Genomic DNA, 19165 nt, shown 5'->3' with positions numbered 1-19165 from the left:
TCATTTCGCCCTTCCAAGAAGGCCGCGCGGAAACAGCGTGATGATCACGATGACCGCCAGATAGAAGAAGAATTCGCCGTATTCGGGGGCAAGATACCGCCCGGTCGTATCGATGGCGCCGAGCAGCAGACAGGCAATCAGCGCGCCGGGGATCGAGCCTGCGCCGCCGACGGATACGACCACCAGGAAGGTGACCATGTAGCGCAGCGCATAATAGGGTTCGACCGGCAGCAATTCTGCGCCGATGACGCCGCCCATGGCGGCAAGGCCGACGGCGATGGCGAAGCTTACGGCATAGATGATTTCGGTGCGCACGCCGAGGGCTGCTGCCATGGCCGCATTGTCCACCGCTGCCCGCAACTTGATGCCGAAGGCGGTCTTTTCGAACGTGAACCAAAGTGCCGCCGCCACCACGAGGCCAGCGACGATGGCGAAGATGCGGTGGGTGGCGATGGTGCGAAACCCGAGATCGGTGGGACCGGCCAGTTCCTGCGGCAGCGGAATGGTTTTGAGTGTTGGCCCGAACACGAAATTGGCGATGCCGATGATGCAGAAGGTGATGCCGATGGTCATCAGCACCTGCGTCAGTTCCGGTGCGCCGTAGATGCGCCGGTAGAGAAACCGTTCAAGCGGTATGGCGATCACGATGGTGCCGACAATCGCAACGAGGATTGCCGCCGCGTAACCAAGGCCGAGGCCATGGGCGGCATAGGAGGCGAGATACCCGCCGATCATGGCGAAGGCGCCGTGGGCGAGATTGACCACACGCATCAGCCCCATTGTCACGGATAGGCCGATGGAGATGATGAAAAGCACCATGCCATAGGCAAGCGCATCGACAAGGATGCTGAAGACCGTCTGCATGTTCGAAAGCTCCTCCCGATGCGATTGCGCGCTTGCCGGAGCCGCCCACAAAAGGCGGCGCCGGTCATTTCCGTCTCAATGCTTACTTGGCGGCGGCAAGGCCCGGATCGCCCTGTTTTTCGAAAGTCTGGACTTCCTTGTTGTAATAATTGCCGTCATCGCCCTTGGAGACTTCGCGCAGATAGATGTTCTGCGTGATGTGGCGGCTCTGCGGATCGATGCTGACAGGGCCGCGCGGGCTTGTCCAGGAAAGACCCTTCACCGCCTCGACAGCCTTTTCCGCATCCTGTTTGCCGCCGGTCGCCTCGATCATCTTGGTGATGACATACATGCCGTCAAACGCGCCGACTGCGGGGAAGGACAGTTCCTTCTGATTGCCAATGGCCTTGGTTGCGGCCTCCACGAAGGTCTTGTTTTCGGGTGAATCGTGGGAGACGGCATAGTGGAAGGTAGTCTGCATGCCGAGTGCTGCTTCGCCAAGGGCCGGCAGATCCGATTCCTGTGTAAGATCGCCCGGCGCGAAAAGCTTGATGCCTGATGATTTCAGGCCGTTGTCGTTGAAGGCCTTCACGAAGCCGAGCGTCGTCGGGCCGGAGGGCAGGAAGGCGAAGACGCCTTGTGCGCCGGAATCCTTCACGCGCTGCATGATGGGGCTGAAATCATTGGTGGAAAGCGGCATGCGAATGCTTTCCACAACTTCGCCGCCAGCGGCGGTGAAGGCTGCCTTGAAGGCGTTCTCCGCGTCAACGCCCGGGCCGTAATCGCTGACCAGCGAAATGACCTTCTTGACGCCGCCATCGAAAGCCACCTTGGCGATGGGCGTAGATGTCTGCCATGTCGTGAACGAGGTGCGCACCACATAGGGGCTTTTGGTAACGATGGCCGATGTGGCCGCATTCATGATGACCATGGGCACATTGCCCTGTTTCAGAAGCGGCGTAACCGCCATGGCGTCGGGCGTAAAATAGAAGCCGGCGAGATATTGCACGCCTTCCTTTACAACCAGCTCCTGCGCCAACGCCTTGGATTGCGCCGGATCGGCCTGCGGCACATCGCGGTAGACGACTTCGACAGTGTCATTGCCCACCTTGTTGCCGTGAAGCGAAAACCAGGCGTCTATGCCAGCCTTGAAGTTCTTGCCCTGCAGCGCGAAGGGGCCGGAGAACGGGCCGACCACGCCGACCTTGATCGTCTCGGCATAGGCAACGGAACTGAAGCAGATGGCCGCGATTGCGGCGGTGATCCGTAATTTCATGATTTCCTCCCAATTGATCCGTGGCTCCCTCCACCGATCCAGCCAGTCAAACTGGTAAGTGCGATGGCCAAAGTAAAATGAAAAAAAGGGGGCAATAAATAACCTGATGGTTATGGATCGCCGCCTTATCCGGTTCTGCCCGATATTGGATCATACAATAGGGATAGTCTGGCGATTCTCAATTGCCGCAGCCGCTGCAGCCATCACGAATGGTCCCGTTTCAGCATGCTGCTTCCAAATGCCGCCGTTATGAAAAATGCCCTGCGCCACGCGGCCGGAAAATGACGATAATATGCACGTAATCCCGGTGCCTTAACCAGTTCTAAGGGGATTGTCCGTAGTCTCCCGAAGCATATTTTGAATTTCATTTGGTGTCTTGATGGGCGAATATCAGAATAAAGCCGTTGATCTTATGCGGAATCGCGTTGGCGACAGTATACTCAACAACAAGATCGAGCGCCGCGAAGCTTTTCTCCGCAAGGCGCTGGCGCTGTATCACGTCATGGGCGGCGCGGCGGATGGCATGCGCGCCGCGGTGGAAGATGTTGTGCACCTGCCGAAGCCGAGCGTCGATGTCGCCGTTGGCGACGTGATGCATGAACTGGCAGCAATCGGTCACGTCGCCGATCTCGATATTATCCAGGCCGGATATAACAAACTTGATGCCGCCAATCTGCATATTTTGAGCAAGGGCAAGCGGCTTTTGCAGAAGCAGCAGGAAAAGAAGCTTGCCGCCACGGCTGAGAAGTAAGCCGTACAAGGGCAACTGAGGGTGATGACAAAGCTCCCTCACACCCGGCGTCATCGCTGGATTGCCCCAAGGATCCAATCACGTCCAACTAGACCAAGACGTTGCAGCTGCTCCGGACAAGCCCAAGCATGACGGACGAGGGCTTCGGGACTTCGTCATCATTCTGATGCCCCCAATCGGGGGCGCTTCGAAATCAGGCAACGTCCGCGACGAAAATATCCTGCCAGGCGTCGTAAGCTGAAAGAACCGTTTCCATCTGCGCGGTGTGGCCGGTGATGAAGTCATCGCCGTAGATCGTCTCATCAGGATATTCGGTAATCAGCGTCATCGGCACTGTGTGGCGGTCGTCGATGGACGACAGGCACGGGAAACCGTTGATGATGCGGAAACCGGTTTCACCGGCGTGAATCTCATAAAGCGCGATCTGGCGGTTGTTGTAATCCAGCAGGCCCGGAATGGCGCCGAGATGGCGGGTAACCCGGTCGAGCAGGGCTTCCGCCTGCTTTTCCCAATCCGCATGGTGGCGGATGATGAGGAAGAAACCCTTCGGCAGCGTCCACATGGCGAAATTGCGCGGCACATAACCGGAAAGCGGACGGGTCCATTCGTGCGAGGGATAACCGTGCAGGTTCACATGCAGGCTCGCGCCGCTCATCTCGTGCGCGCTGAAACGGATTGCCTTCTCGTTGAGATGGACGCCCGAATTTTCCCGCGTGCGATATTCGAGATCGTCGCCGAGCGCCGTGTACCGCGCCGCATGGTGCATATGGCGTGGATTGTCGGCGCGCAGCCGCTGGTGCAGGGCATAACCATCGGGGTTTTCCAGCGGCGAAATGGTGAAATGCGCGCCCTGTCTTTCCGCAAGTTTGCGGGCGGCGCGGACGGCGCCAACGATGCCGGTGGTTTCATTGGGATGCTGGCCGCCGCTGATCATCACGGCAGCATCGCTGCCCGCGACATAACGGGCGGCAAGAACGCGGCCCGACCGCGAGCGGGCCTCGAACGCCTCGCCGCCGATCTCGGCAAGCATACGCGCGATCTGACCCGCCGCCACCGGTTCGCGGGCCTCGTCGATCCGCTGTTCGCCGCCATCCAAGAAAGTGGTGGTGAGTGCACGGGTCTCGATACGGACCGAAACGTCGCCGTTGCTTTTGACGACTTCCGGAACGATCTGGCCGGGTTTCAGGCCGCGGTCGCCCAGCGGCCGGCCGGACTTCTTCTGGAAGAATTCCAGGAGGGAGAAATAGAAATCCTCGTGCAGCGCTTCACGCAGGCTGACCACCTCGTCCCCGACCGGCAGCGCCATGTCTTCGGACGGGTGCGTGACGCGGATGTTCAATTCCTCGAAATAGGGTTCCTCATCGCCCCAGCCGTGGTTGGCGACGGCATTGATTGCCGCTTCGAAAAGCTGCTCGTAATCCGTCTCCAGCCGCTCGCCCGTAGCGTCACCGGCCGGACGGAACCAGCCGGTTGGCGAGACATTGGTTTCGCCGACGATATCGGTATGAACCCGGTTGGGAGCGAGAACCTTCAGGGTTTCCTTCTTGCCGTTGCGGCTCAGCGTAACGTCATAATGAAGTGCGTCGTCGTCGCGGGCGATAAAATCGATCTTGGCGTCGCCGGCTAGTGCCGCCAGCGGATAGGCCTCCAGCCGGAAACGATTGGCGGGTGCATTGGCGTGCACCGGGTAATGCACCTCGATGGCATCGACGCCACCAAGATTGATCTCTTCCAGAAAGGTGAAGAGAAGCGGCTTGTAGGCGCTGCGGATGCGGGCACTGACGCCTTTTTTCTTCAGCCTTTCTTCGGCTTCGCGGCGGCTTTTGGCGTCATCGAACGTCCATGCCTCAAAGGACTGGCCGGGCGCGGCATTGGCGAGAAGCACATCCAGAGTACGCTTGAAGGTCTGGTCGAAAATCTGGCTCATCACGATCACCTTGAGGTTCTGCCGGTGGGGTCGAGGCTGTCGCGCAGCCAGTCACCGAGAAGGTTGAGGCCAAGCACGGTCAGAAGGATGGCAAGACCGGGGAAGACGCTGACCCACCATGCCGTTTGCAGATAGGTGCGGCCATCCGCCAGCATGCCGCCCCAGCTCGGAATGGTCGGATCGACACCGAGGCCGAGGAAGGTGAGGCTGCTTTCCAGAAGGATGTTGTTGGCGACGTTGAGCGTCATCAGCACGATGACCGGGCCGATCAGGTTCGGCAGAAGGTGCTGGAGGATGATGCGCCAGTCCTTCACGCCAATGGCGCGGGCGGACAGGATGAATTCCCGTTCGCGCAGCGTCAGCACCGAGCCGCGCACCAGACGGGCATATTGTACCCATTGCGAGACGATCAGGAGGATGATGGTGTTGGTGAGGCTACCGCCAACAATTGCGATGAAGGTGATGGCCAAGAGAATGAAGGGCATGGCGAGCTGTATATCGGCAAAGCGCATGACCAGCATGTCCCAGAAGCCGCGATAATAACCGGCGACCAGGCCGACGATCACGCCGAAGACCACGGCCCCGATGACCGAGGTGAAACCGACGAGCAGCGAAATCTTGCCGCCGGCCACGACACGGGCCAGTACGTCACGGCCGAGCGGATCGGTGCCGAGCGGATGGGCGGCGCTAGTGAAGGGCTTGGCAAGGCGCGCCATCAGGTCGATCTTTTCGGCACCGCCCGGAAACAGCACGTCGGAAAGAAGAACGGCAAGGCAGATGACGACGGTAAGCAGGGCGCCGAGGATGAATTCGAGATTGTTGAAGCGCGACAGGCGCGAGGTTTTGGCAGCCATCGTCAATTACTCCGTGCGGATGCGCGGATCGACCAGCCCGTAGGCGATATCGACCAGAAGGTTGATGCCGACGATCATCAGCGACAGCACGGTGATGACGGCCTGAAGCACGGGATAGTCGCGCGCGCCCACCGCATCGAAGGCGAGCGTGCCGAGACCCGGCCAGTTGAAGACGCGCTCGATGACGACGATGCCGCCGAGAAGTCCGCCGAATTGCAGGCCGAAATAGGTAATCAGCGGAATGGCGCAGTTACGCAGCGCATGCTTGTAAAGCACCTTGTTTTCGCTGAGGCCCTTGGCGCGCGCCACCATGACATATTGCGAGCGCAGCGTATCGAGCATCGCCGTGCGCACCAGGCGCACATTGGTCGCCGTCAGGATAACGCCCATGGTGACCGATGGCATGATGTAGCTTGCAAAGCCGCCCATGCCGCTTGGCGGCAGCCAGCCGAGCGTGATGGAGAAAAGCAGCACCAGCATGGTGGCCAGCCAGAAATTGGGGAATGACAGGCCGACGAGCGAGAAGATACGGATCACCTGATCGGCCGTCTTGCCGCGCGAGGTCGCGGCCTTGATGCCGAGCGGAATGGAAAGCGCAATCGACACCGCCATGGAGATGAAGGCGAGAAGCAGCGTGGCGGGCAGGGCATCGGCGATGAGCCGCGATACCGGCGTGCTGCCGGTGAAGCTGCGGCCGAAATCGAGCGTAACCAGGCCTTTCAGGAAGCTGAAATATTGCACGAAGAACGGCCGGTCGGTTCCAAGCGCCGCACGAATGCGCGCCAGATCGTCTTCCGTCATGCTGCCGCCGCCCTGGAACATGGTGACAGCCGGATCGCCCGTCAGGCGGATGGCGAAGGAAACGAGAAGGGTGATGGCGATGACGACGAAAATCGCCTGCAGCAATCGCTTGATGAGGAAACCGGCCACGTTTTTTACCTTGAAGAGGGACCCGACCTTGCCCGCGGGATGGCGGGCAAGGCGCTTTTAGGGAGGATAAGCCTGATTATTCGACGGTGACGTCGGTCAGCTTCAGGCGGTTATCCGGCGGTGCCACGAAACCCTTGACCCGCTTGTTGATGCCGTAAATGGCATTGGTGTTGTAAAGCGGAATTTCCAGCGCGCGCTCGGCGGCATAGGCGCCGACTTGCTTGAGGATCTTTTCGCGCTCGGCTCGGTCAGTCAGCGGGCGCTGCGATTCCAGCAGCTTGTCCAGCTTCTCGTCCTTGTCGTAAGGATTCCACTTTTCACCCGAGTGGTACATGGAATAGGCCGTGTTGTCGTAATCGAAGGTCCAGCCGCCCCACTTCTGCTGGAACATCGCGCCGGTCTTGCCCTGCGGGATGATGTCGTTCAGGAGCACGTTGGTCTCATAGGGCTTGATGGTGGCGGTGATGCCGACCATGGACAGATAGCTGGAGATGACCTGCGCGACTTCGTTCATCGTCGCATCATTGCCTCTGATATCGATCTGCAGCGCCGCACCCGGCTTGACGCCGGCTTCCGCGAGCAGCTTCTTTGCGCCTTCCGGATCATAAGGCAGCGGCTTCAGATCGGCGTCGTAGCCGAAGGACAGCGCGCTCTGGAAGCTGGCGATTTCCGAGGCCTGACCGGCAAGGATCGACTTGACGATCGTGCCGCGATCAACGGCCATGATGATGGCCTTGCGCACCTTGGGATCAGCGGTGATGCCGTCACGAGTGTTGAAACGCAGCGCATCCACCGTCGGGCCTGGAACGCTGACGATCTCCAGCTTGGAATCGCCTTCGATGACCGGGATCATGCCGATCGGGATGGTGGGCGGAATGACGAGATCGACGCGGCCGGCCTGCAATTCGGCAACTGCGGTCGCCGGCTCGGCGATGAAGCGGAATTCCAGTTCGGAGAGCTTTGGTGCGCCGCCCCAGTAATCCGGGTTGGCTTCCAGCTTGATGTTGGTCTTCGGCGCATAGGAGACGAATTTGAACGCGCCGGTGCCGACCGGGTTGAGGTTAAAGTTGTCCTCACCCTTTTCCTGAATGTATTTCGGCGGAACGATCATGCCGCCATAACCGGCAAGCTTGGTCAGAAGCACCGGATCGGGCGCCTTGAGCTTCATGTCGACGGTGTAGTCGTCGATGACGTCGACGCTTTCGATGGCGACATAGTTGGAGCGCTGCGGGCCCTTGGCACCCTGTTCGCCGAGAAGGCGCTCGAAGGTGAACTTGACGGCGGCGGCGTTGAAGGGCTCGCCATTATGGAACTTGACGTTCTGGCGCAGCTTGAAGCGGATGCGCTTGCCTTCATCCAGCTCTTCCCAGGATTCGGCAAGGCCGGGCACAAGTTTCAGGTCCGGACCGCGATAGGTCAGGCCATCGAAGATGTTGGTGGCGACAGCTGCCCATTGCACCAGGAAGGTGTCGATCGGATCCCAGCTGCCGGGGTCCTGCGGGCTGGAAATGGTCATCTTGCCAGCGGCGAAAGCCGGCGCTGCGGTGAAGGCCGTGCCGGCCAGCGCAAGCGCGACGAACGTTGCCGTCATCCCCTTTTTGATTTTTGTCATCTACCTGTTCCTCTTCAGATGGTTACGGTTTTGGTTATTGTTCAGGCACTCTTCGCGATGAAGTGGCCTGGATTGATTTCCTCATGGGCGAGAATGGCGGGCTCATCGCCGACGCGGCGCACGGGATTGGGAATTTCGCCCTCGATCATGGCGATGCGGCGCTCGATCAGGGGATCGGCAACCGGCACTGCGGAAAGCAGCCGGCGCGTATAATCATGCGTGGGCGTTTCGAAGACCTGCTGGCGGCTGCCCATTTCCATGATCTGGCCGAGATAAAGCACCGCGACGCGGTGGCTCATCTTTTCCACCACCGCCATGTCATGGCTGATGAACAGGTAAGCAAGACCACGTTCCGCTTGCAAATCCATGAACAGATTGATGATCTGCGCCTGGATGGAGACATCGAGCGCCGACAGCGCTTCGTCGGCGATAATGAGCTTAGGATCGGAGGCGAGCGCGCGGGCAATGCAGACACGCTGCCGCTGGCCGCCCGAAAACTCGTGCGGATACCGCGATGCATGTTCCGAACTCAGACCCACCCGTTCCAGCAGCTCATCCACCCGGCGGCGCACCGCCTTGGCATCGTTGATCAGGCTGTGGGTGTTGATTGGTTCGGCGATCGAGAAGCCTACCGTCTTGCGCGGATCGAGCGAGGCGAAGGGGTCCTGGAAGATATATTGCACTTCCTGCCGCATGCGGAAACGTTCCGCCGCCGACATCTCAGAATAGCTGCGGCCGTTGAAGGATATTTCGCCTGATACCGCCGATTGCAGCTGCTGGATTGTGCGGCCGATGGTGGATTTGCCCGAACCGGATTCACCGACCAGCGCCAGTGTCTCCCCGGCGTGGATGTCGAAGCTGACCTTCTGCACGGCGCTGCAACGGTGCGTCGCCTTGCCGAACAGGTTCTTGCGAATATCGAAGCGAACGAACAGGTCGCGAACCGAAAGCAGCGGCTTCTCATCGTATTTTGCGGTGTTCTGCACCCGTTCCTCGCCCACCACGACCGGCTGGCCATCCTGCAGGACGGTGAGCGGAAGGCGCTTGGGAAACTCTTCGCCGGTCATGCTGCCGAGGCGCGGAACGGCGGAAAGCAGCGCCCGCGTATAGGGATGCTGCGGATTGGCGAAGATGTCCTTGACCGGGCCTTCCTCAACCTTCCTGCCCTTCCACATGACGACGACGTCATCGGCCATTTCCGCCACCACGCCCATGTCATGGGTGATGAAGACCATGCCCATGCCGAGTTTCTTTTGCAGTTCGCGCATGATGTTGAGGATCTGCGCCTGAATGGTGACATCAAGTGCCGTCGTCGGTTCGTCGGCGATCAGCAGCTTCGGCCGACAGGCAAGCGCCATGGCAATCATCACGCGCTGGCGCATGCCGCCGGAAAGCTGATGCGGATAACGGTGCAGAAGCTCGGCCGCATCCGGCAATCGCACCATGTCGAGCAACTTTTTTGCCTCGGCCATGGCCGCCGCCTTGCCCATTTTCTCGTGCAGGACAAGCACTTCGCAGATCTGGTCACCGATGGTGAAGACCGGGTTCAGCGACGTCATCGGCTCCTGGAAGATCATGGCGATCTCCTTGCCGCGGATCGACCGCATTTCCTTCTGCGATGCCTTCAGCAGATCCTTGCCTTCGAACCTGATGCGACCGGCGGGGTAAGTCGCGCCCATCATATCCGCAAGACGCATGGTCGAGAGCGACGTGACCGATTTGCCCGATCCGGATTCGCCGACGATCGCCACCGTCCTGCCGGCTTCCACGGCAAAGGAAATATCGTCCACGACGCGGCTGTCGCCGAACTCAACGCTCAGGTTTTCAACCGAGAGGAGGGCGTTGCGGTTTGCGGCAGTCATATCAGCGTCTCCGGCTTGGCATGCGCGGCAATGCCGGCGCGGCCATCTGAAATAGTGAGGGGGCAAGGGCGTGGGGCAGGCGCGCGGGATGAAACGCTATGCCGGAGGATGGGAGTGTCAAAAAGAAAGCGCATGGCGTTTCAGGCGCGATGTAGATTGGCTGCTGCCGGTCGATACGGGAATTGCGACCTGGTCGAAGTGCTACGGGCGACCTCACCGGTGCCGGTAAAATGCCTGTTGCCAGTCTCAGAATCGATGATGCGCATGAACTTGTATTCCCCACCCCTTGTTTTACAAAAAAGCTAACAAAACAGGACAATCATGTCCAGAGTGTTGAACAATTTTTGTATACTGCTCTACAAATACGCAAGTGCATTTATTTTGGGCGCGGGTGTGCCGAATGGCCGGACCCCGATTAAGGGATGTTTTTAGTCTGTATTGAGGATGTATCGATTTCAGTGGTTGCGGGTGCCGCTGCGCGTGATACAGGCCGGACGAAGACCATTGAAAAAGGATACCGGGTATGACGAATAGAACGGGTGCGGTCAGGCTATCCGGCTTCCTGCGTTGCGCATCGGTGCAGGATGTCCAACTTGTGGAAAGCCATCTACCCGATCACATTCGCCTGACCAGAGCGGAGCCGGGCTGTATTTCCTTTGAGGTATCGCAGACCGAAGACCCCCTGATCTGGAGGGTGGAAGAGCTTTTTGTGGACCGCGCTGCTTTCGATTTTCATCAGCAGCGCACGCGCGCATCTAAGTGGTTTGTTGCCACCTCCGCCATTCCACGGGACTATGAGATAGTGACGCTGGCGTAAATAAAGACAGGCCGCAGCGGCATTCCTGCCGGCTGCGGCCTGTTTGGATTTTTGGAGCACCAGTGGACTGGTGTCTGCGCCTATTCCTTCGGCATGCCGATCGGTGGCGCAAGACGCCGCTGCGCAGCGATGCGGAAGGGGGCGTTCATCGCGCCATATCCGCCGTAGGCACCGCGCCTTTCGACGATTTCGAAGAAGAACCCTTCGCCGAAGGTGCGGCTGTATATCTGGAAATATTCGCCGTTGTCGTCCCGGTCGTAGAGGATGCTTGCTTCCCGGAGTGCGTCGGAGAATTCCGGTTCCAGCCCGAAGCGGGCCTCCAGATCGTCATAATAATTGCGCGAGATCGGCAGGGCGTGAAAGCCGCGCGCATGCAGAGCCTTGGCGGTGGCGAAGATATCGTCCGTGGCGAAGGCGATGTGCTGGATGCTGGTGCCGAAACCCTCCGCCAGAAATTTGCCGGCAAAGGTCTTTCGGTTGTCGGCGCCGTTCATGGTCAGGCGGAAACGCGGGGAGGGCACGCTTTCTATGGCCTGGCTGCGCACCAGACCGCCGGGATCGACCACATCCACCATCGGCGTGCGGCGCGTTGAAAACAGCGATGTGTAAAACAGAAGCCAGGTCAGCATTTCATCGTAATGCGTTGTTTGCGCAAGATGGTCGATGCGGGTCAGTCCGGTATTGCCTGCCGGTGCCGTCGCATCGACCGGTGCGAATTCATTGTCCCAGATGGAGGCGAGCGCCGTGGACCCGTCGAGGAAATAGATGACGCCATTGCCCACGCCCTGAATGGCTGGAACCGCGACTTCGCCGGATTTGCGCGGTTCGGCGAATGTCGGCGCGCCCAGCGCTGCCGCACGCGCAAGCGCTGCCTGCGCATCATCGACCTTCAGGCCGAATGCATAGGCATTGGTGCCGTGGATGGAGTAGGATGCACCGGCGAAACTCTCACCGGTACCGCCGGTATTGATGACGATGCGAATGTCGCCCTGCGTATAGAGATCGACATCGCGATTGCGGTGCCTCGCGGTTTTATCAAAACCGAGTGTGGCGAGCAGCGCTTCCAGATTGGCCTTTTCCTCCGGTGCCGTTGTGAACTCGACAAACTCCACGCCTTCCGTCTGCACCCGCTCAGGCATGGCGGGCGCCTCGATGCGGATGTCGGGCTCCAGACGGCGCACCTGATCCATAAGGTTGATGAGCGAACGATGGCCGTCCTCAGCCAGCAGGCGCGCCGAGCCACCGCGGAACTGGTCGTTGAAGATTTCGAGCGACAGCGGGCCGCTATAACCGGTTGCGGCGACAGCGCGCATGAAATCCACCACCGGCAGATCGCCTTCGCCGGGCATGTTGCGGAAATGGCGGCTCCAGTACAACAGGTCCATGTCGATCAGCGGTGCGTCGGCCAATTGCACGATGAAGATCTTGTCGCCGGGAATGGAGCGGATCGAGTTGGGATCGATCTTGCGCGACAGCGTGTGGAAGCTGTCGAGGATGATACCGACATTGGGGTGATCGGCGCGGCGCACCACTTCCCACGCATCGCGATGATCGCTGATGTGCCGGCCCCAGGCCAGGGCCTCGTAACCCACGCGAACGCCATGCCTGGACGCAAGCTCACCAAGCTCGTGGAAATCGGCGGCGGCGCGGTCTATGCCACCCAGCGACACCGGCGAGACATTCGAGCAGATCAGCATCAGATCGGTCCCGAGTTCGCCCATGATGTCGAATTTACGCCCTGCGCGCTCGAAGGCGCGGGCGCGGTGCGGTTCCGGCATGCCTTCGAAATCGCGGAACGGCTGGAAAAGCGTGATATCCAGCCCATGATCTGCCGCAAGGGCCTTAACCTCGCGCGGCGAGGCGTCGTAGGTCAGGAAATCGTTCTCGAAAATCTCCACACCAGTGAAACCGGCTTTCGCAATGGCCGCCAGTTTCTCCGGGAATTCGCCGCTGATGGAGACGGTGGCGATGGAAGTACGCATTGGCACGCCCTGTTTGCCTGTGTCATAGCTCGCCATATTGCGTTCCTTTTCAGCGTTATGTACTAATTGGTTAATAATAGGGGTGCGGCGGCAAGCCGTATACCCTGCTGATGGATGGATCATGACAAAAAGCGCAACTTCGAACGGCACCAGCGAAACCCGGCAGGCGAAGCGCGATCCGGAAGGCGTGCGCCGAGACATTCTTTCCGTTGCGATGGAGGAGTTTTCGCAAAACGGCCTGTCGGGGGCGCGCATCGACGAGATCGCCGCCCGCACGCGCACGTCCAAGCGGATGATCTATTATTATTTTACCGACAAGGAAGGGCTTTACCAGCGCGTTCTTGAAGAAGCCTATGCCAAGGTGCGTGGCGGCGAGAGCGATCTCGAGCTTGACGGTCTGGAGCCGGTTGCGGCGCTCGAAAAGCTCTGTCGGTTCACCTTCGATCACCATCGCCGCAACCCGGCTTTCATCCGCATGGTGATGATCGAGAACATTCATCACGGCCGGCACATGCAATCGTCCGGAACGATCCGCCAGCTCAACCGGCCGGCCATCGATGCCCTGGAAAGCGTGCTGCTGCGCGGCCAGAAGAGTGGCATTTTCCGCAACGGCATCAACGCGCTGGAACTGCACTGGCAGATCAGCGCGCTGTCCTTTTTCAACGTCTCGAACGTCGCAACCTTCTCGTTCATCTTCGGCGACGGGCTGTTTACCGAGAAGGGTCAGCAAACATTGTCGCATCACGTCAGCGACATGGTGTTGCGATATGTGCTGAGCCCGGACCATATCACGAAGATCGGGAAAGACGGCCGATGAGGTGGCTGAGCGCCACCCCGTAACCTTCGATGCCGAGACCGGCGATCACGCCTTCGGCGCGCGTCGAGATATAGGAATGGTGGCGGAAGATCTCCCGTTTGTGGATGTTGGAAATGTGAACCTCGATCACCGGTGCCTCGAAGGTATTGAGTGCATCGAGGATCGCCACCGAGGTATGGGTAAAGGCACCGGGATTGATGACGATGCCTGCCGATGTGCCGCGCGCCGCATGGATCCAGTCTATCAGCTCGTATTCCCGGTTGCTCTGGGCAAAGAATATCTCGTGGCCCGCCGCCTCGGCAATCGCGCGGCAATTGGCCTCCACATCGGCCATCGTCTCGTAGCCGTAGATTTCCGGCTGGCGTTGGCCGAGCAGGTTGAGGTTCGGTCCGTTAAGTATGGTGAAAAGGCTCACGCCACACCCTCTTTCGTGCAAATTTCGGTAAAATGTGCCGTCATGCGCTCTGCATCAGGTTCACGGCCGCAGAACAGCCGAAACGCGCCAACAGCCTGAAACACCGTCATGCCGCCGCCGGGCAGGGTGCGACAGCCTTTTTGGGCCGCCGTCGCCAGAAGCTCGGTCACCAGCGGCATATAAACGATATCGGCCACCCAGTGCCGTTGTTCAAGGAGGTCGGCCTTGACCGGCATGCCGGGATGGGCGGGCATGCCCATCGGTGTGGCGTGGATCAACCCATCCGCGAAGGGCAGGGAATCTGCCGGGTCTTTCACGGCAAAGGCGTGGCCTTCGCCAAAACGGGCGTTGAGTTCGGCAGCCAGATGCTCGGCGCGGCTGAAATCGCGGTCGCAGATATCGAGATGGGTAATGCCGAGTTTCAGCGCCGCATGGGCCACCGCAACGCCTGCACCACCAGCACCGACCAGCAGCGCCCGGTCGCGTTTCGCATCCGGCAGGCCGCGCATGAAGCTTTCGTAAAATCCGTACCAGTCCGTATTGTGCCCAATGCGACGTCCGTCCTTGAAGACGACGGTGTTGACCGCGCCGAGCATGCGGGCATCATCAGACAATTCATGCAGGTGCGGAAGCACTGCCTGCTTGAAGGGATGGGTAATGTTGGTGCCGGCAAAGCCGCGCGATTCCAGCTCATTGAGCAGATCGGGAAGCGCGCTTTCCGGCAGCTTGCGCGCCACGACATCGACAAGCTCATAGGAATAATCGAGGCCGTGGGCAGCCCCTTCGCGCATGTGCAGCGCGGGAGATTTGGAAAGCTGGATGTCGGCGCCAATCAGGCCGACCTTGAAGGATTTGGTGTCTGTCATGATCAGGTCATCGCTCATCGAACGTGGTGGGAGAGGCGGGGGTCATCCCCGCCTGCCTGTCGGCTCCGGGTGAGCCTTAGTGATGGGCGAGAATTTCGCCGAGGAACGTGCGGGTACGCTGATGCTTGGGATCGCGGAAGAACTCGTCCGGCGGGCCTTCCTCGATGATTTCGCCTTCCGACATGAAGACCACACGGTCGGCAACCTGCCGGGCAAAGCCCATTTCATGGGTCACGCAGATCATCGTCATGCCGTCGCGGGCAAGGCCGATCATCGTGTCGAGCACTTCCTTGACCATTTCGGGATCAAGCGCCGAAGTCGGCTCATCGAACAGCATGGCTTTCGGCTCCATGCAGAGCGCACGGGCAATAGCTGCGCGTTGCTGCTGGCCGCCGGAAAGCTGCGCCGGATATTTATCGGCCTGATTGAGAATGCGCACGCGCTCCAGATATTTGCGCGCGGTCGCTTCCGCATCGGCTTTCGACAGGCCCTTCACCCGCATGGGCGCCAGGGTGCAGTTTTCCATGATGGTCTTGTGCGGGAAGAGATTGAAGCTCTGGAACACCATGCCCACTTCACGGCGAACGGCATCGATGGCGCGGGTCGAATCCGAAAGCGTGGTTCCTTCGACCGTGATCTTGCCCTCCTGGATTTCTTCCAGATGGTTGATGCAGCGGATAAGGGTGGATTTTCCTGAACCGGACGGGCCGCAAAGAACGATTTTTTCGCCTTTGCGAACCGTCATGTTGACGCCTTTCAGCGCATGGAAGGCTCCATACCACTTTCCAACCCCTTCAAGGGCGATCAGCGGAGCCTGTGCGGCGGAGGATTGCGACATGGAACTTTCCTTCATGCTGCGAAGCAGCGTTAGTTAACGGTGTAGGGAATGTCAGGAAGCGAGGCCGGGAAGTCCGGAACCGGGCGCTTCATCCATTTGGCATAGACTTTTGCGAGCTCGCCATTGGCCTTGGCTTTGTCGAGCCAAGCGTTGAGTGCCTCGTTCCAGTCCTTTTCACCGGGGCGCGTGGCGGCGCTGTTGTAGAGGGTCACGAGGTCGAACTTCACCTCGTAATCCTTGCCGCCAGCCGCTGCGAGACGGTCACCATAAAACTGGTTGCCGCCGATTGCCTCGATCTGGCCCGACAGGATCGCCTGAATGGTGGCGGCGTCATCGTCGAAACGCAGAATTTTTGCCTTGGTGCCGGCACCTGCGGTCAAAGCCGTGTCCATCGGACTTGATTTCGGCGCGCCGACGGTCATTCCCGTGAGATCGTCGAAGTTGGCGATCTTCTTGTCCTTGGTGGCATAGACCGACATGACGTTATGCGCGTAAGGCTGCGCATATTGTACGTTTTTCGCGCGTTCCGGCGTCATCCCCATCGACGCGAACAGGGCATCGACCTTTCCGGTGCGAAGCGACGGGATGCGGTTGGCGACTGCAAGCGGTACGAACTCCACTTTCAGTCCAAGATAGTCCGCAAACCCGCGGGCCAAATCCGCATCATAACCTTCCTGAACACCAGAGGAATTTATGGAGCCCCAGGGCGCGTTGTCGCCCTGAATGCCGATGATGATCTTGCCGCTGGACTTTGCTTCTTCAAGTGTTCTGGCTTCTGCGCCTGCGGGTGTGAGGATTGGCAGCAAAGCTGCTGCCAATCCGACGGCGATGGCTGTTCGCCAACGCGTCTGTCTGTTAAAGATTCCCATTGGTTACTCCTCCCAATCCAGCCTCTTCCGGTCTTCACTTCACGGTGAAAGGAATATCCGGCAGGCTTTCCGGGAAAGCGGGAACTTCGCGCTTCATCCACTTGTCGTAGATCTTGGCAAGCTGGCCATCCGACTTGATCTTGTCGAGGAAGGCGTTGACGGTCTCGTTCCAGTCCTTTTCACCCGGACGGGTGCCGGCGCCGTTGTAAAGCGTCGTCAGGTCGAACTTCGGCTCGTATTTGCCGTTGGCAGCCTGATTGAGGCGGTCGCCATAAAACTGGTTGCCACCGACAACCTCGACCTGGCCGGAAATCAGCGCCTGAATGTTGGCGGCATCATCGTCAAAGCGCAGGATCTTGGCCTTGGAGCCTGCACCTGCCGTGATCGCCGTGTCCATGGCGCTGGACTTAGGAACGCCGACGGAGACGCCGGTCAGATCGTCATAGTTGCCGATCTTCTTGTCCTTGGGTCCGTAGACGGAAAGCACGTTACCGGCATAGGGCTTGGAATACTGGATGGTCTTGGCGCGCTCGGCGGTCATGCCCATAGTTGCGAACAGCAGGTCGACCTTGCCCGTCAGAAGGGCCGGAATGCGGTTTGCCACGGCAAGCGGTACGAATTCGACCTTGACGCCGAGATATTCGGCAAACGCCTTGCCGATATCGGCATCGAGGCCGTCCTGAACGCCGCTCGAATTGACGAAGCCCCATGGCGAATTGTCGCCCTGAATGCCGATTACGACCTTGCCCTTGGCCTTGGCCTCATCCACCGTGCCGGCGAAGGCGTCGACCGGTGCAATAAAGGGCAGGGCGACCGTTGCTGCGGCGAGCGCGAGCAGGGTGCGACGTGAGAATTTACCGTTGGATTTCATCTTTTGCTCCTCCTTACAAAGCTTGATGACATGTTGATGGGTATTAGCGGGAAGCGGCTTGCATCCGCTTTTCTACACTGGCGCCCCACAGGGAAAGCGGCCAGCAGATCAGGAAATACATGATGCCGACGATGGCAAAGACCGTCAGCGGACGGAACGTCTGGTTGGAGACGATCTGGCCGGCGCGGGACAGTTCGACGAAGCCGACAATGGCGGCAAGCGACGTGCCCTTGATGAGCTGCACCAGAAAACCGATGGTGGCGGGCAGCGAAATCTTGAAGGCCTGCGGCAGAACCACGTCCTTCATTCGCGACACGTAGTGCAGGCCAAGCGCGTTGGCGGCTTCGGTCTGACCCTTCGGCACAGCCTGGATGCCACCGCGCCAGATTTCACCCAGAAAGGCGCTGGCATGCAGGGTGAATGCGATGGCGACCGCAATCCAGGCATCCACATTCAGGCCCGCAAGCGCCACGCCGTAATAAACGACGAAAAGCTGCATCAGGAGCGGGGTGCCCTGGAAAATCGCGATGAAGCCGGTGCTGGCGCGCTGGATCGCCGGGGTTTCGGCAACGCGGCCAAGCGCGACGCAAAGGCCGAAAATGCCGCCGCCGATGAAGCCGATCAGTGTCAGCGCAAGGGTCCATTTCAGGCCCTGCAGCAGGAAGAACAATTCGTTGGAACCGATGGATGCCATTGTCTTTTCCTCACTTGACCGGATAGCTGAACGATGTGCGGGAGATGAGGGAAAATACCCCCATCATCAGCGAGGAAATGACCAGATAAAGCAGCGTGATCGAGAAATAGACCTCAAAGGAGCGGAAGGTGTCCGCTTCGATCTGCTGGGCCACCGAGGTCAGCTCGTAAGCCGCAATCGAGGTACAGACCGAAGTGGTCAGCGTCAGCATGATGAACTGGCTGGTGAGTGACGGATAGACTGCGCGAAGCGCCGGTTTCAGAATGATGTGCCGGAAGATCTGCGCCCGGTGCAGGCCAAGCGCCAATCCCGCCTCAACCTGACCCTTGGGAATGGAATCGACGCCGCCGCGAATGATTTCAATGGCATAAGCGCCGCCGTTCAACGCAAGCGCAATGATTGCCGTGACCGTGGGGTTAAGCTTGATGCCGATTTGCGGCAGGGCGAAGAAGATGAAGAATATCTGCACCAGAAACGGCGTGTTGCGAATGGCTTCCACGAATCCGATGACCAGACCGCGCAGCAGCTTGAAGCGCGAGCGGCGGGCCACGACGCCGAGAACCCCGATGACGGTGGCAAGCGACATGCCGGCGATTGCAAGGCCGATCGTTGCAAGACAGGCCAGAAGCAGCTCGGGCAGACGGTCTATAACCGCCGAAAAATCGAGACTGTAAGACATATTTCCTCCCAACCCGTTCGGGTCCGAACAGACGTTTCGCCTTGTTCGCATCGCTTTGGAAACCCTGTGGCTCCAAAGCCCTCCGTTTGTTTTTACCGTGCCGGGGAAGCTCCACACTTCTGTGCCAGCATAGCGTTAACCTGAATGTTTGTACCAGTTAGTTCAATTTTGTGTCAAGCGCCAACTCCGGTTAGAAACAGCTTAAAGATCACTTTTTCTTCATTCATCTTGTTCAAGAAAGTCGTTTTTTATCAACGACTAA

At 59.3% G+C, this 19165-nt stretch carries 18 protein-coding genes; 3 read left to right on the top strand and 15 right to left on the bottom strand.

The window, feature by feature from the left end; genetic code table 11:
• Together ACZ5A6_RS20930 and ACZ5A6_RS20925 are read right to left on the bottom strand one after the other, a co-directional pair.
• Entirely contained in the window at window positions 1-864 is an 864-nt protein-coding gene (locus ACZ5A6_RS20930; RefSeq protein WP_013762353.1) for a branched-chain amino acid ABC transporter permease, read from the bottom strand.
• Between the two features lie 82 nt (window positions 865-946).
• Window positions 947-2119: an ABC transporter substrate-binding protein gene (locus tag ACZ5A6_RS20925; RefSeq protein ID WP_019566988.1), complete on the bottom strand. Its 1173-nt coding sequence runs from the start codon at window positions 2117-2119 to the stop codon at window positions 947-949.
• A 379-nt stretch (window positions 2120-2498) separates the two neighbouring features.
• On the opposite strand from ACZ5A6_RS20925, the gene ACZ5A6_RS20920 reads away from it, so the two are divergent.
• The gene (locus ACZ5A6_RS20920; RefSeq protein WP_013762356.1) at window positions 2499-2870 is read left to right on the top strand and encodes a hypothetical protein; all 372 of its coding nucleotides are present in this window, start codon (window positions 2499-2501) and stop codon (window positions 2868-2870) included.
• Window positions 2871-3063: 193 nt separating this feature from the next.
• Here the strand turns inward: ACZ5A6_RS20920 and ACZ5A6_RS20915 are convergent, their stop codons facing one another.
• The 5 genes from ACZ5A6_RS20915 to ACZ5A6_RS20895 form a co-directional block, all read right to left on the bottom strand.
• Window positions 3064-4797 carry a M14 family metallopeptidase gene (locus tag ACZ5A6_RS20915; RefSeq protein ID WP_306623240.1) on the bottom strand — a complete coding sequence of 578 codons (1734 nt, stop codon included), beginning with the start codon at window positions 4795-4797 and terminating at the stop codon, window positions 3064-3066.
• 5 nt (window positions 4798-4802) lie between these two features.
• A complete protein-coding gene (locus ACZ5A6_RS20910) occupies window positions 4803-5651 on the bottom strand; it encodes an ABC transporter permease (protein WP_004430999.1) in 849 nt (282 codons plus the stop codon).
• Between the two features lie 6 nt (window positions 5652-5657).
• The gene (locus ACZ5A6_RS20905; protein ID WP_003499197.1) at window positions 5658-6581 is read right to left on the bottom strand and encodes an ABC transporter permease; all 924 of its coding nucleotides are present in this window, start codon (window positions 6579-6581) and stop codon (window positions 5658-5660) included.
• 76 nt (window positions 6582-6657) lie between these two features.
• Entirely contained in the window at window positions 6658-8193 is a 1536-nt protein-coding gene (locus tag ACZ5A6_RS20900) for an ABC transporter substrate-binding protein (RefSeq protein ID WP_004431003.1), read from the bottom strand.
• A 41-nt stretch (window positions 8194-8234) separates the two neighbouring features.
• On the bottom strand, window positions 8235-10055 hold the full coding sequence (locus tag ACZ5A6_RS20895; protein WP_464111378.1) for an ABC transporter ATP-binding protein: 1821 nt from the start codon (window positions 10053-10055) through the stop codon (window positions 8235-8237).
• A gap of 523 nt (window positions 10056-10578) precedes the next feature.
• On the opposite strand from ACZ5A6_RS20895, the gene ACZ5A6_RS20890 reads away from it, so the two are divergent.
• Window positions 10579-10872, top strand: a complete 294-nt coding sequence (locus ACZ5A6_RS20890; protein WP_013762362.1) for a putative quinol monooxygenase — start codon at window positions 10579-10581, stop codon at window positions 10870-10872.
• A gap of 80 nt (window positions 10873-10952) precedes the next feature.
• Here ACZ5A6_RS20890 and ACZ5A6_RS20885 read toward each other — a convergent pair whose 3' ends face one another.
• Window positions 10953-12854 (bottom strand): bifunctional sugar phosphate isomerase/epimerase/4-hydroxyphenylpyruvate dioxygenase family protein, encoded by a 1902-nt coding sequence (locus tag ACZ5A6_RS20885; protein WP_111804070.1) that lies wholly within the window; start codon window positions 12852-12854, stop codon window positions 10953-10955.
• 121 nt (window positions 12855-12975) lie between these two features.
• On the opposite strand from ACZ5A6_RS20885, the gene ACZ5A6_RS20880 reads away from it, so the two are divergent.
• Window positions 12976-13671 (top strand): TetR/AcrR family transcriptional regulator, encoded by a 696-nt coding sequence (locus ACZ5A6_RS20880; RefSeq protein ID WP_004431011.1) that lies wholly within the window; start codon window positions 12976-12978, stop codon window positions 13669-13671.
• Here the strand turns inward: ACZ5A6_RS20880 and aroQ are convergent.
• The 7 genes from aroQ to ACZ5A6_RS20845 are packed head-to-tail and all read right to left on the bottom strand — an operon-like array spanning window position 13643 to window position 18903.
• A complete protein-coding gene (gene aroQ, locus ACZ5A6_RS20875; RefSeq protein WP_004431014.1) occupies window positions 13643-14086 on the bottom strand; it encodes a type II 3-dehydroquinate dehydratase in 444 nt (147 codons plus the stop codon). The genes ACZ5A6_RS20880 and aroQ overlap by 29 nt on opposite strands.
• Entirely contained in the window at window positions 14083-14970 is an 888-nt protein-coding gene (locus tag ACZ5A6_RS20870) for a shikimate dehydrogenase (RefSeq protein WP_013762364.1), read from the bottom strand. Before ACZ5A6_RS20870 ends, aroQ begins: the two co-directional genes overlap by 4 nt.
• 58 nt (window positions 14971-15028) lie before the next feature.
• The gene (locus tag ACZ5A6_RS20865) at window positions 15029-15790 is read right to left on the bottom strand and encodes an amino acid ABC transporter ATP-binding protein (protein ID WP_004431018.1); all 762 of its coding nucleotides are present in this window, start codon (window positions 15788-15790) and stop codon (window positions 15029-15031) included.
• A gap of 29 nt (window positions 15791-15819) precedes the next feature.
• A complete protein-coding gene (locus tag ACZ5A6_RS20860; protein WP_464111377.1) occupies window positions 15820-16659 on the bottom strand; it encodes a transporter substrate-binding domain-containing protein in 840 nt (279 codons plus the stop codon).
• A 34-nt stretch (window positions 16660-16693) separates the two neighbouring features.
• Window positions 16694-17530, bottom strand: a complete 837-nt coding sequence (locus tag ACZ5A6_RS20855) for a transporter substrate-binding domain-containing protein (protein ID WP_004431022.1) — start codon at window positions 17528-17530, stop codon at window positions 16694-16696.
• Between the two features lie 43 nt (window positions 17531-17573).
• Window positions 17574-18224: an amino acid ABC transporter permease gene (locus tag ACZ5A6_RS20850; protein WP_004431025.1), complete on the bottom strand. Its 651-nt coding sequence runs from the start codon at window positions 18222-18224 to the stop codon at window positions 17574-17576.
• A gap of 10 nt (window positions 18225-18234) precedes the next feature.
• Window positions 18235-18903: an amino acid ABC transporter permease gene (locus tag ACZ5A6_RS20845; RefSeq protein WP_004431026.1), complete on the bottom strand. Its 669-nt coding sequence runs from the start codon at window positions 18901-18903 to the stop codon at window positions 18235-18237.
• Window positions 18904-19165 lie beyond the last annotated feature (262 nt).

The sequence above is a fragment of the Agrobacterium sp. 6Ca8 genome (assembly GCF_055382765.1).
This window is presented reverse-complemented; position numbering and strand designations above follow the sequence as displayed.

Bases quoted from the DNA above. Each gene is read 5' to 3' on its own strand.
- ACZ5A6_RS20865 (WP_004431018.1), bottom strand. From the start codon at position 15,790: ATGTCGCAATCCTCCGCCGCACAGGCTCCGCTGATCGCCCTTGAAGGG.
- ACZ5A6_RS20850 (WP_004431025.1), bottom strand. From the start codon at position 18,224: ATGGCATCCATCGGTTCCAACGAATTGTTCTTCCTGCTGCAGGGCCTG.
- ACZ5A6_RS20880 (WP_004431011.1), top strand. From the start codon at position 12,976: ATGACAAAAAGCGCAACTTCGAACGGCACCAGCGAAACCCGGCAGGCG.
- ACZ5A6_RS20925 (WP_019566988.1), bottom strand. From the start codon at position 2,119: ATGAAATTACGGATCACCGCCGCAATCGCGGCCATCTGCTTCAGTTCC.
- ACZ5A6_RS20895 (WP_464111378.1), bottom strand. From the start codon at position 10,055: ATGACTGCCGCAAACCGCAACGCCCTCCTCTCGGTTGAAAACCTGAGC.
- ACZ5A6_RS20885 (WP_111804070.1), bottom strand. From the start codon at position 12,854: ATGCGTACTTCCATCGCCACCGTCTCCATCAGCGGCGAATTCCCGGAG.
- ACZ5A6_RS20860 (WP_464111377.1), bottom strand. From the start codon at position 16,659: ATGGGAATCTTTAACAGACAGACGCGTTGGCGAACAGCCATCGCCGTC.
- ACZ5A6_RS20920 (WP_013762356.1), top strand. From the start codon at position 2,499: ATGGGCGAATATCAGAATAAAGCCGTTGATCTTATGCGGAATCGCGTT.
- ACZ5A6_RS20900 (WP_004431003.1), bottom strand. From the start codon at position 8,193: ATGACAAAAATCAAAAAGGGGATGACGGCAACGTTCGTCGCGCTTGCG.
- ACZ5A6_RS20910 (WP_004430999.1), bottom strand. From the start codon at position 5,651: ATGGCTGCCAAAACCTCGCGCCTGTCGCGCTTCAACAATCTCGAATTC.
- ACZ5A6_RS20870 (WP_013762364.1), bottom strand. From the start codon at position 14,970: ATGAGCGATGACCTGATCATGACAGACACCAAATCCTTCAAGGTCGGC.
- ACZ5A6_RS20890 (WP_013762362.1), top strand. From the start codon at position 10,579: ATGACGAATAGAACGGGTGCGGTCAGGCTATCCGGCTTCCTGCGTTGC.
- ACZ5A6_RS20845 (WP_004431026.1), bottom strand. From the start codon at position 18,903: ATGTCTTACAGTCTCGATTTTTCGGCGGTTATAGACCGTCTGCCCGAG.
- ACZ5A6_RS20915 (WP_306623240.1), bottom strand. From the start codon at position 4,797: ATGAGCCAGATTTTCGACCAGACCTTCAAGCGTACTCTGGATGTGCTT.
- ACZ5A6_RS20930 (WP_013762353.1), bottom strand. From the start codon at position 864: ATGCAGACGGTCTTCAGCATCCTTGTCGATGCGCTTGCCTATGGCATG.
- ACZ5A6_RS20855 (WP_004431022.1), bottom strand. From the start codon at position 17,530: ATGAAATCCAACGGTAAATTCTCACGTCGCACCCTGCTCGCGCTCGCC.